This window comes from Minwuia sp. IMCC3009, assembly GCF_029909415.1.
Taxonomy (GTDB): Bacteria; Pseudomonadota; Alphaproteobacteria; order Minwuiales; family Minwuiaceae; genus Minwuia.
The window spans coordinates 2,352,501-2,363,817 of sequence record NZ_CP123781.1; the positions used below are offsets into that span (position 1 = coordinate 2,352,501).

Here is an 11,317-nt window from a genome sequence, read left to right on the forward strand (position 1 = left end):
GCGATCGTCGCGATCCTGTTGCCGGAACCGGTGACCGTGCAGCCGCCAGCCATGATTGAATCGCGCAGTGTCTGGCCGCTGTTCATTGCCATGGCCATCTTCGGCGGCTTCTCCATCCCGATGTATTCGCTGTTCAATGCCCATGTGAACGACCGGGTGCCCCTGAAGAAGATGGTCGCCGCCTCCAGCGGCCTGATCTTTCTGAACGGTACGGGCGCCATCCTGGGCCCGAACCTGGCGGCCCTTGCCATCGACCTGACCGGCCCCGACGGCTTCTTCATCACCCTGGCCGCGATCCACTGCATCATCGGCCTGCTGACCCTGTTCCGCATGCTGCGCAAGCCCGCCCCGACGGCGAAGCAGCATGTCGATTTCGTGGCCATGCCGGTACGCGGCACATCCTACGCGGTGCAACTGACCGTGGAGCAGGATGAGAACGGCGAGACACCTCCCGACAATGGACAACAGGACGGGACACCGGAGACGGAATCCGCCCCGGAGCCTGAAGCCCCTTCAGAAGAACCCGTTGCCGGACAAGGCGGAGACACCAATGGAAACCGCTGATGCCGTTGTCATCGGCGCGGGCGTCGTCGGTCTCGCCATTGCACGTGAACTGGCGATGGCCGGGCGCGAGGTCATCGTGCTGGAGCGGGAATCGCTGATCGGCTCGATCACCAGTTCACGGAATTCGGAGGTCATTCACGCCGGGATCTACTATCCGAAGGACAGCCTGAAGGCCCTGACCTGCGTCCAGGGCAAGCAGTTGCTGTATGCGTTCTGCGAGAGCCACGGCGTTGCGCACCGGCGTTGCGGCAAGGTCATCGTCGCCACCAGCGAGAGCCAGATCGCCACGCTGGAGGGCATTCGCCAGAAGGCCGTCGCCAATGGGGTGCCCGACCTGCGCGCGGTCGGGCGGGCCGAACTGGCAGAGCTGGAGCCTGCCGTGACCGGCGTGAAGGCCCTGCTGTCCCCCTCCACCGGCATCATCGACAGCCATGGCTATATGCTGGCGCTGCAGGGCGACGCCGAGACACATGGGGCGATGATCGCCTTCGACACGCCGGTCGAACAGATCACCGTTTCGGACGACGGGCCGGGCATCCGCACCGGTGGCGCGGCCCCGTTCGAGATGCGCTGTCGCACCCTGGTCAATGCCAGCGGACTGGATGCCCCCGGCCTGGTGCAAGACATCGACCGGCTGCCGGCGAGCGCGCGGCCGCAAACATGGTTCGCCAAGGGCAACTACTACGTGCTCGCCGGTCGTGCGCCGTTCAACCGCCTGATCTATCCGGTGCCCGAACCCGGGGGTCTGGGCGTTCATGTCACCATCGACATCGGCGGCGGCGCCCGTTTCGGCCCTGACGTCGAGTGGCTGGAAACGCGGAACCCGAGCCGGATCGACTACACCGTGGATCCCGCGCGCGCGGAAAAATTCTACGCCGCCGTCCGCAGCTACTGGCCCGACCTGCCCGACGGCGCGCTGCTGCCCGGCTACTCGGGGGCGCGTCCGAAGCTCACTGCCCCGGGCGAAGAGGCTGCCGATTTCCGCATCGAAGGCCCCGACGACCACGGCTGTCCGGGACTGATCAACCTGTTCGGGATCGAGTCTCCCGGCCTCACCGCCTCCCTCGCGCTGGCCCGGATCGTCGGCAGCAAGGCAGGCTCCGGCACCGGCTGACCCCGATGCCAGAGTCCGGCGCATGCACGCTGGACAGCATTCACACCACTCTGCTAAAGCCGCCCGGCGCGGGACAGGTGGCCGAGTGGTTGAAGGCAGCGGTCTTGAAAACCGCCAAGGGTTAACCCCCTTCGTGGGTTCGAATCCCACCCTGTCCGCCACGATTTTCTGTCTCACGCTCAACGCGCCGTGTTCACCCGCTCCGACGGGGTGCCCATGCGGGCGGTCACGCCGACGTGCGTCGGTTCTCCACGCATCCAGCCCTGGTGACTCTCAGCCCTGTCCAGTGGATGGGCAGGGGTTCAGCGGGGCCACCATCGTCTAGGCTTCCGGTGCGGTGTGCCGGAGCCTGCCTTTTCTCAGACTCGCGAGCGTAAGGCCATAGATGCAGGCGACCACGACTGCCAGGGCGACGACCTGGTGAGGTGCGATGGCATCGCCGAGGAACGGGACGGCAAGGACCATCGTGAAGGCAGGCCAGGGTGTGGTGATCGAACTGGCCAATGACACATCGATATGGCGGACAGCGTAGAACCAGACGAGCAGTTCCAGGAAGTAGACCAGCCCCATGAGGGCCGACATTGCATGGAAAATGGCGCCTATGCCTGAAGCGAACCCTGACGGGACAGCCACGGCCAGAACGACCGCCAGAAACAGCGTCGAGACCGCCACCCGGAAGAACGTGACCTGCACCGGCGTTATGGGCGTTTTGCTGAGCTCCTCCTTGATGATGACATGGGCGATACTCCACAGCAGGGGCACCCCGAGAGACACGAGGAACCAGGGCGACAGGCTCGACATCAGGAAAGTGCCGCCGGTGCCGAGGCAGTAGAGTGCGCCGATCAGAACAACTGTCAGGGCCAGTTCGACTGCGGTCTTGCGCCGTTTCAGGAACAGGGACTCCCAAAGGATCGCGAACAGCGGGTAGGCCTGGATCGCAATGGCTGCATTCGCCGCACCGGCCTTTTCGACCCCCAGAACGTACAGATAGGTCGAGAGGCCGAAAAGCATGCCGGTGAAGAGCGCGACGCGTATCATCCGGTCACGTTGCCGGCGGGACAGATCAATGCCGAAAATCCCCCTGCCGCCCCTTCGCAGTTCCCATCCGAACACCGGCGCAGCGAACACCACCTGCCAGACAGAGAGCGCAAAGGCGAAGCCGAGCGCCCCGATATCGGACGGGCGCAGGTTGGAGATAATCGGCATGACTCCGAGCAGCATGAGGCTGACCAGGGAGAGGACGATGCCTTTCCCGACTGACGGAGAGAAAAGTGCCATGACTGGAGTCCATGATTGCATTGACACCCACAGTCACTGCAATCACACATTTATCAGTGCAATAGAAAGATTGATCTGATGGCAATTTGGATTCCCGATCTGTCGGGGCGTGATGGCCCGAAATATCTCCGGATCGTCGAGGCGATGGCGGAGGATATTGCGACGGGACGCCTGCCCGCAGGGACACGCCTGCCACCGCATCGTGAACTGGCCTATCAACTCGGCATATCCCCGAACACGACCAGCCGGGCCTACGCGGAGGCGGTAAAGCGGGCGCTGCTGAAGGGTGAGGTGGGTCGGGGGACCTTTGTGCGGTCGATCGCCCCCGATCCGGCGCAGGCGGAACCCGAAACCCTTCGCCGGGCAGAGAGCGGGCCGATTGACCTGTCGCGCAACCTGCCGATGCCGGGGGTGTCAGAGCAGCACGTCCGCCGCGTGATGTCCGGGATTGCCGACACTGTGCACTTGCGATCCCTCCTGGACTACCAGACGGATGCAGACCTCCTGCACCACCTGGAGGCGGGTCAGATATGGCTCGCGCGTTGCGGCCTTGAATCGGACCTCGATTGCATCGTTCCGGTCATCGGCGGGCAGCACGGGATCCTGTGCATCCTCATGGCGCTCTTGCAGCCGGGCGATCTGCTGCTGACGGAGTCGCTGACCTACACGCCGGTGCTCACAATGGCAGCCCGTCTCAACCTGCAGACCGGAGGTGTCGCGATGGACGGCGAAGGTGTGGTGCCGGAGGCTTTCGAGGCCTGGTGCCGCAAGGCAAACCCCAAAGCCTTCTATCTGACGCCGACCCTGCAGGCTCCCAAGACGATCACGTTGTCCAGGGCGCGACGGATGAGGATCGCGGAGATCGCCGCGCGCCATGGCGTGGTCCTGATCGAGGACGATGTGTTCGGACCACTCAAGCGCGAGAAGCCCGCGCCGCTGGCACAGGTTGCGCCTGAGACGGCAATCTACGTGACCAGCCTGTCCAAGACGGTCGCGCCCGGACTGCGGGTGGGCTTTCTGAAGGCACCGAAGAAGTTCGTCCCTGCCCTTCATCAGTCGGTCAATCTGAGCGTCTGGATGACGCCGCCGATGACCCTCGAAGTTGCCAGCCGGTTGATCAAGGATGGCACCGCGGAGAGGTTGACCGGCCAGCAGAGACGAACCGCCGCGCATCGCCAGCAACTGGCGCGCAGCGTACTGGGCGCGGAGGCGATCCCGGAGGTCTCGGAGGGTTTCCATACCTGGGTGCCCCTCCCCGACGGCTGGCGTGCCGATGTGTTCTGCGCGGAATGCGCCCGCCTAGGCGTTCGGATCAGCGAGGGCCGCAGCTTCGCCGTCAACGCGGGTGATGCGCCAGAAGCCATCCGTCTCTGCGTCAGCCACGAGGCAAGTGAAGAGCGGCTGCAACGCGGCCTCGAAATTGTCGCGGGTGTGCTGCGGCAGAAGCCGACCTGGTCGTCGATGGTGATCTGACCAACAGCCAGACCGCGAAATCGGCCATCCGTCGCGCCCCGCGGAATGTGTCTGAATGAGCTCGAAGCCGTCGCAGGGAACAGGTGCACGGAGAGCCCACGATCAGCCGGCAGGGGGTGTACGGACGTGGCCGCATCCTCGACAGATCTTCATCGAACGCATGTCTCTGGCGTTCGATGAAGTACGTGCAGCAATGGGGCCCGGTCCTGGAGCCCCGTTTCCTACCAATCGGTCTTCAGGAACCTCTGCGCGAGGAAGGTATAGAGAGCGGAAATCGCCCGCCGTACGCTTTCCCTGGTCTCGAATTTCGGCGCTTTCCACTCTTCCTCGATCTCCGACCAGACAAGTGTGCCCATGTGCAGGTCATCGCGCTCGACACGAACGAATTCGATGACATTCGGCAGGTTGCTGAGGGCGGAAACCACATCGTCGATCTGTGCATCGACATTCTCGAACTTCCGTCTGAATTCCTTCGTCGCATTATCGGCCAGCAGATCCGCGCGAATGGCGTTCTCCAGCGACTGGGAGTCGGCCTTCAGCAACCCTTGGGCAGCTTTCAGATGCCGCCGGATCAGAAAAACCCAGTGATAATATTCACGAAGCGCGTGGATGTATGAAAGCTCCCGACCGAGACGCTCGATCATCTCCACGACCTTTTCCCGGCTGTCGAGCTTCAGGGCTTCCGCAGCCTGCTCGAAGCCCTTCTGGATGTTCTTCTGAACATCCGGGTCGTCAAGCAACTTGGTCATGGCGGCGTTGTCTGCCTTGGTGACACTCTCTCCCGACACCCAGGAGGCCAGCTTCAGCATCAACTGGTTCTTGGCAGACTCGAAGTGTTCCGGTCCGATGGGCCAGGACGCCGTTCCGTCGATAATCTCGGTCGGGATCGAATCGCCCGGAGAGATGTATTGAACGAACTTCAACGCGTCCTGGGCAACGCCGATCAGCTCATAGTCTTTCGAATCCGGCGCAATGCCGAACTCCTTGACCAGCCCCTCGATCGACAGGGCCGCATGGAGTTCACCCATCTCCACATGCAGCATGGGCTTGCGATCCGCCCCGGTGCCGAAGATATACGCGCCCGGGAGAGTGAAAATTCGGTGCTCGAAATCGAAACTGGTTACTTCCATCGTCCTGGCCAGATCCCGCTTGGTATGTTGAGGCTGGTGTCGGCAGCCTGTGCCTTGCCACGTGATATTCGTATCATCGGACAGGTTAACGATGCTTGAATTCAAAGCCTGCCTGATACCTGCACATCATCTTCAGACAAATCTTGTCTGAGGCCCCGTAGCTCCCCTTTCAATACTCAATACCCGGAACGGAAATCCGCCGGTTATTGAAATATCCGCCGTAAAGTCCTCATGAATTCACGGAATCCGAAAATTGCATGCCTCTGAAAGCAGGATCCACTGATGCAGATGCTGTCCGTACTTCAGAGGGATTGGCGGCCTTGCCACCTGGGCCTCTGAATGGCCAGCATCTGGCCATCGGACCAGATCAGGCCTCGGCTCCGGATCAATCGGCCATCAGCTTGTCGACCATTTCCTGATCCACCGTCATGTCCAGGCCTGGACCGGAAGCCCCCGGGGCAGCACGGCGGCCACTGATCCGGTTCCGAAAGTCGGCGACGCATCTCCAGCAGCCTCTGCCCAACGAGGTCTTGGAAATCAAACGCCTGAACGATCTTGCTGCTGGCAGCCTGCGTCTTCTTCCTGTCTCCCGCCGCGTCGGAGAGACTGTCGACAGCCTCCAGAATCGCATCGGCCGAACTTGCAAGCTTCTCCAGACTCAGATTGATCTGGCGCTCCAGATACGAGCGGTCATCCGCAGAAAGTTCCGCCTGTGCGGAGTCGGTCTTGCTCTTCCCGCCTCGCTTGCTGTAGTCGACGGCGATACTGGAAAGCTTGTTGACGAAGCCCCGCAACTCGATCGTGCCAAGCGGATGCTTCCGGTCGACCAGTGCATCGATGTAAGGTCTGAGTTCCTTCTCAAGCGACATGGTTCTGTGCCCTCCAATGCATGCCTTGATTGCCCCGGATCAGCAAGATTCGAGCTCGGAGTGGAAGCACGCCTGCACCAGCCGGTCGGGATCCAGAACGATGGCAGTCTCGTTGCCGATCCTGGCGATGCGGGTACATTTGCGCTGACAGCAGACATTCAAGCGCGCCGGCCACGCCTCACCCAGCGCGCAAGAATCTCCTGAAAATCGTCAAAAATTCCAGCGACTTGACCCACATCAAGAACCCGGAGCCGTCCCGGAACCAGAATGAAATCTCAGCCAATCAAGGCAATCGATATCTGGAGCCGCGACAATGAGACGAGCAATAGCTGCAATCCTGTCTGTCACCGCACTTTTCGTTGGCGCTTCGCTGATGGCGCGTCCCGCGCAGGCGGAGGCTGGCGATCTGGGGGTTCGCATCAGAGGCATCGCAGTGCTGCCAACCGCAGAATCGAACGGCATTCAGCCGACGCTTGGGAATTCGCAACTGCGTGCCGGCAACGCGGTCGTGCCGGAGCTTGATTTCACCTACTTCTTCTCGGACAACATCGCGGCGGAACTGATCCTGGCCACGACCCGGCATCAGATCGAGGGCCGGGGCGGCATCGCGAACCTGGGCAACGCCGCCAGCGCCTGGCTGCTGCCGCCAACGCTGACCCTGCAGTATCACTTCAATCCCGGTGGCGATTTTCAGCCATATCTCGGTGCGGGACTGAACTACACCATGTTCTACGGAGAGGATGCGGACGGGGCGCTGATCAACGCGGTCGGCGCGACAAAGGTGGAAGCGGAGGATTCCTTCGGGCTGGCCGTGCAGGCAGGCCTCGACTATCGCATTGCAGAGAACCTGTTCCTCAATGTCGATGTGAAGTACGTCCGTATCAGCACCGATGTCACCCTGCGCACCGCCAACATCGGCGTGCAGAGGACGACACTCGACATCAATCCCGTGATTGTCGGTGTCGGCATCGGCTACCGTTTCAGCCTGTTCTGATCAGCGGTGCGTGGACGGACCTGCCAATGTCCCTCCACGCATTCCGCATCCGTCGATCAGCCGGATGCCGCTGAAGCATCATGCGACATCCGGTGCCCTGCTTTGCAGCAGCCAGAAGGCAAAGAGCGGTTCAGAGCCCGCACGCATGGCATGAAGGCTGCCCGGTCGGTTGTACAGGGAACCACCTGTTCCCGGCTCGAACCAGGGACCTCCTTCCTGCATGAACTCCCCTGAGGTCATCACCAGATAGGTCTCCTCCGGCGGATGGTCATGGTCCGGGTAACGCACGTGCGGCGCGACCAGCGAGACACCCAGCCAGACGTCGGTTCGTCGTTCGATACCGCTGGGACCCAGGACCATGGCGTTCGCGTGCCCGTCGGTGAAACCCTCTTCGGCGTTGAGTCCCCTGACCGACCGCCTGCCCCAGACGAGCGCCGGTTCGATACGCCGGAACGCAACGGCGAGCCGCACGAGATCCTCGTCGTCAAGGCGATCCGGGTCGGTCGCCATGTCGAGATACCTTTCGCATGTCGGCAGACGCTCACCTGCCCCTGACGCCATGCCCCTCGGGCGCGCCAGTGCGGCAAAGCACTCCGAGACCGATGCCTGCGACCGCCCCTCCCCGGCCCGCCCGGCAAAGGCCATGGCAGCCGCGTCGATGAATGCCTGAAGCTCCATGGATCGCTCGGTCATTGACTGTTCTCCTGTAGCGGGCCGACTGGCCGGATAGCGTGCGCCATTGGTATCACAGCATCTATGCGCGCCGGGCAATGTAGAAGCCGTAGCTGATGTAATCGGAGAATTTCTCGTAGAGGGATATCTCGATTTCCTCAGCCTCGACCAAGGCAACGGCCTCAGCCGTATTGCCGTTTCGGTCAAGGAATGCCCGGAACCTGCGGCGCATCGGCGTGTAGTAATTGTCCATCCAGCAATGCTCCGGCAGCACGAAATAGCCGACGGGTGCGTAGCCGCTGGCTTCGAGAACAGCCAGCTTCTCGGCTGCAGTGCCTACCTCGGGATATTCCCGCTGCCAGTGTTCCTGCAGGTCGGTCGGCCTGTCGCTCGTGAGCCAGGTCAACTCGGAAACGGCCAATATGCCGCCAGGCTTGAGGAAACGTCGCCAGGATCTCACACCGTTGGCAAACCCCATGCTGTAGACCGCACCCTCTGACCAGATCGCATCGAACTGCCCATCCTCGAAGGGAAGCGCTTCCATGGAAACGTTCAGGGGCCTGATGCGATCACCGAGATTCGCGCGCCTGGCGGCTGTCTCAAGCTCGGCGAGAAACACCGGCAGGAAATCCACTGCGGTGACTGTGGCATCGAGCTCACCGGCAAGTATCAGGGCTGAGGCACCGCAGCCACAGCCGATATCCGCGATCCGGATGTCCCTGATACCGGCAAGTCCCGAGAGCCTGATGGCGAGACGCGTTTCGTCGTCGCCACCCGGTCCCTGCCGCCTGGCGCTGCGGTGAAGGTCCGCAAGCAGTTCCATTCCGTCCACGTTTCATCCTTCCCGACACATCCGCGACCATACGCCAATCTGCTTGGCCCCAAACCAGAAAGCCCAGCATTCCCACCCGATACCGCCCGGTCAGAACCTGGCTGAACAGCTTCACCAGATCGTTCTTCGCCGGTCTCAGTCTGGATCCGGAACGGGCTATTCGCAAACCACGGCAATGGCTCGACCCTTGCGAACCTGCACCGAGCCGCGCGGTCGGTAGTCATCATGTCCAACACCGCGCGGATCATCCGCATATCCGATTTCGCGCGTTGTCCTGTGGGAAGCGTCATGTTGCCTTCGGGATCGGTCCGTAGGTCAGTCGGAAGCCGATAACCGCGGCGACCAGCAACGCGATCTGCATCAGTGCCAGCGGCAGCATGGTGCCGTCGTTCAGCAAACCGACGACGACGATGACGCTGGCGACAGTGAGCATCTGGGAGGCGCCGAGCAGTGCGGCGCCCGATCCGGCACGGCCCGGCGCCTCGATCACGACGCCGGCGGCTGTGAACGGGGCCATGCCGCCAAGCAGTGCGATGGTCAGGAACTCCAGCGCCAGGTAGGCGTACTGGTGCAGCATGCCCGCCTGATGGAGCGCGACCTGCACCAGTACCGGAACAATCGAGGCAATGACGAAATAGTGCGCGCCCTGGGGCACACCGATCGACCCAGCCAGCCGACGAGCGATCAGCAATCCGCTCAGGAAGCCGGCCATCACCACGCCAACGCTGATACCAAGGCCAAGCGGCCCGGCCTGACCGTTCGCCAGGTCAATGAAGGGCGCGTTGGCGATGAAGGTATAGCTCGCGCCATAGGCACAGCAGTGCGTGAAGAGGTAGGCGAAATAGCGCCCATGGACGAACAGGCCGGAATAGGTTCGGGCCATGCGGATCGGGTTCAGCCCACCCGTCGTCCGCTCCGTCAGTGTCTCGCGAAAGCTCGCGACCAGCCAGGCGCAGGCAAAACCGGCGACCAGCAGCCCGGCGAGGATCGCGGCCTGCCAGCCGCCATGGGGTATCAGCGCCTCGCCGATCAGCGGGCCGCAGATCATCATCGTGCCGCTGGAAATGAACAGCGGCGCCATCATCCGGGCGGTCTGGCGGTCATCGGTCGCGATGTCACGCACGACCGCGCGGGCCAGCACGTACCCGGCGCTGGCACCGGCGCCCTGGACGATGCGACCGGCGATCAGCACTCCGATACCAGGGGCGAGCGCAGCCAGAACCGAGCCGATGCCGAACAGCATCAGCCCACCGATCAGCACCGGCCGTCGGCCGAATGCGTCGGAAAGCGGCCCCATCAGCAACTGCCCGAGGCCGAACGCCACCGCGAAACCGGAGATCGCAAGCTGGGCGGTGACATTGGGCGTACCGAACTCGCGGGCAATTCCGGGGAGGCTCGGCACCAGCAGTGAGGTCGACAGGTCACCGACTGCGAACAACAACATCAGCAGTGGCAGGATCCGCGGCGTCGTCGCCCCATCGCCGGTCGCCGTCATCGTGCTTTTCCTCCCCTTCGCACAGGACGTCTCCGACATATAGCGCTCCGTGCGCCGCAAATCGATCGCGCCCGGTCAGGTCAATCTGAAGCCGACATTCGACAAGCCCGGCACAGTCAGGCCTGCCAAGGGACACAGGCCCCTCGTCTACCTGCTCGGCGGGACAAGGGTAGACAGCAGTGAACTGCCGAAACTCACTGCTGTCATGGCCCCTAACGTTGCAATGCGCTGCGAATTCGACCCGAGATCTCCGAATAGTCCATGGGGTTGGAAACCATCTGGCCGTTGACAAAGAGAGTCGGCGTACTGGTAACCCGCATGCGTTGATGCCCCTCCAGCCGCGAAGACAGAATCATGTCGACAAGTGACTCATCTGCCATGCAGGCATCGAAAGCCTGACCGGACACACCAAACTGCATGCCGATCTGGCGCAACGCCGCCGTCGGGTTAGCGATCTTGGACCAGCTTGGCTGACGCTCGAACAACACATCGACGACGCCGAAGAAGTTCTGCTCGCCGCTGCATCGCGCCAACATGGACGCCTGAAGGGCGTAACGGTCCAGCGGATATTCGCGGAGGACGAACCGCACCTTGCCGGAGAAAACCCACTCCTCCGTCAGCGCCGGATAGACTTCCTCGTGAAAACGGCGACAATCGGAACAGGTCATGGAAGCATATTCGATTACCTCTACCGGGGCATTCGGATCACCCAGGATCATATCGCCTCTGGGGTAATAAACCCTCTGCGCAGCAGCAGGCAGGGATACGCCGCCGAGCAACATTCCGGTCGCAATACCTCCTGTAGCCAGCAACTTCCTTCGCGAAATCAAACCGTTGGCCTTGTCATTCATTGTCATTCTCCGTGCATCCGTCGGGGTCTTGTGGAACGATGTTGA

The 11,317-nt window shown here is 62.3% G+C and carries 11 protein-coding genes and 1 tRNA gene (1 of these 12 running past the window's edge); 5 read left to right on the top strand and 7 right to left on the bottom strand.

The window, feature by feature from the left end; translation table 11 throughout:
* The 3 genes from QGV55_RS11055 to QGV55_RS11065 form a co-directional block, all read left to right on the top strand.
* Nucleotides 1–564 carry the final stretch of an MFS transporter gene (locus QGV55_RS11055; RefSeq protein WP_281016755.1) on the top strand. The gene continues 825 nt to the left of window position 1, outside the view, so the window shows 564 of its 1,389 coding nt (coding positions 826–1,389); its start codon lies beyond the left edge, outside the window; the stop codon is at nt 562–564.
* On the top strand, nt 551–1,678 hold the full coding sequence (locus tag QGV55_RS11060) for an NAD(P)/FAD-dependent oxidoreductase (RefSeq protein WP_281016754.1): 1,128 nt from the start codon (nt 551–553) through the stop codon (nt 1,676–1,678). The genes QGV55_RS11055 and QGV55_RS11060 overlap by 14 nt, the downstream gene beginning before the upstream one ends.
* A gap of 71 nt (nt 1,679–1,749) precedes the next feature.
* Nucleotides 1,750–1,839, top strand: a tRNA-Ser gene (locus tag QGV55_RS11065).
* Between the two features lie 160 nt (nt 1,840–1,999).
* Here QGV55_RS11065 and QGV55_RS11070 read toward each other — a convergent pair.
* The gene (locus tag QGV55_RS11070) at nt 2,000–2,956 is read right to left on the bottom strand and encodes a DMT family transporter (protein ID WP_281016753.1); all 957 of its coding nucleotides are present in this window, start codon (nt 2,954–2,956) and stop codon (nt 2,000–2,002) included.
* A 78-nt stretch (nt 2,957–3,034) separates the two neighbouring features.
* On the opposite strand from QGV55_RS11070, the gene QGV55_RS11075 reads away from it, so the two are divergent.
* A complete protein-coding gene (locus QGV55_RS11075; protein WP_281016752.1) occupies nt 3,035–4,429 on the top strand; it encodes a PLP-dependent aminotransferase family protein in 1,395 nt (464 codons plus the stop codon).
* 221 nt (nt 4,430–4,650) lie between these two features.
* Here the strand turns inward: QGV55_RS11075 and QGV55_RS11080 are convergent, their stop codons facing one another.
* Both QGV55_RS11080 and QGV55_RS11085 read right to left on the bottom strand, forming a co-directional pair.
* On the bottom strand, nt 4,651–5,664 hold the full coding sequence (locus QGV55_RS11080) for a hypothetical protein (protein ID WP_281016751.1): 1,014 nt from the start codon (nt 5,662–5,664) through the stop codon (nt 4,651–4,653).
* A gap of 197 nt (nt 5,665–5,861) precedes the next feature.
* Nucleotides 5,862–6,428, bottom strand: a complete 567-nt coding sequence (locus tag QGV55_RS11085; protein ID WP_281016750.1) for a hypothetical protein — start codon at nt 6,426–6,428, stop codon at nt 5,862–5,864.
* Nucleotides 6,429–6,741: 313 nt separating this feature from the next.
* Here QGV55_RS11085 and QGV55_RS11090 point away from each other — a divergent pair, with 313 nt between their 5' ends.
* Nucleotides 6,742–7,422: an OmpW family protein gene (locus tag QGV55_RS11090; RefSeq protein WP_281016749.1), complete on the top strand. Its 681-nt coding sequence runs from the start codon at nt 6,742–6,744 to the stop codon at nt 7,420–7,422.
* A 78-nt stretch (nt 7,423–7,500) separates the two neighbouring features.
* Here the strand turns inward: QGV55_RS11090 and QGV55_RS11095 are convergent, their stop codons facing one another.
* The 4 genes from QGV55_RS11095 to QGV55_RS11110 form a co-directional block, all read right to left on the bottom strand.
* Nucleotides 7,501–8,115, bottom strand: a complete 615-nt coding sequence (locus QGV55_RS11095) for a dimethylsulfonioproprionate lyase family protein (RefSeq protein ID WP_281016748.1) — start codon at nt 8,113–8,115, stop codon at nt 7,501–7,503.
* A gap of 61 nt (nt 8,116–8,176) precedes the next feature.
* On the bottom strand, nt 8,177–8,917 hold the full coding sequence (locus QGV55_RS11100) for a class I SAM-dependent methyltransferase (protein ID WP_281019871.1): 741 nt from the start codon (nt 8,915–8,917) through the stop codon (nt 8,177–8,179).
* Nucleotides 8,918–9,212: 295 nt separating this feature from the next.
* Complete coding sequence (locus QGV55_RS11105) at nt 9,213–10,421, bottom strand: MFS transporter (RefSeq protein ID WP_281016747.1); 1,209 nt, start codon at nt 10,419–10,421, stop codon at nt 9,213–9,215.
* Between the two features lie 212 nt (nt 10,422–10,633).
* Nucleotides 10,634–11,272, bottom strand: a complete 639-nt coding sequence (locus QGV55_RS11110; RefSeq protein ID WP_281016745.1) for a DsbA family protein — start codon at nt 11,270–11,272, stop codon at nt 10,634–10,636.
* Nucleotides 11,273–11,317 lie beyond the last annotated feature (45 nt).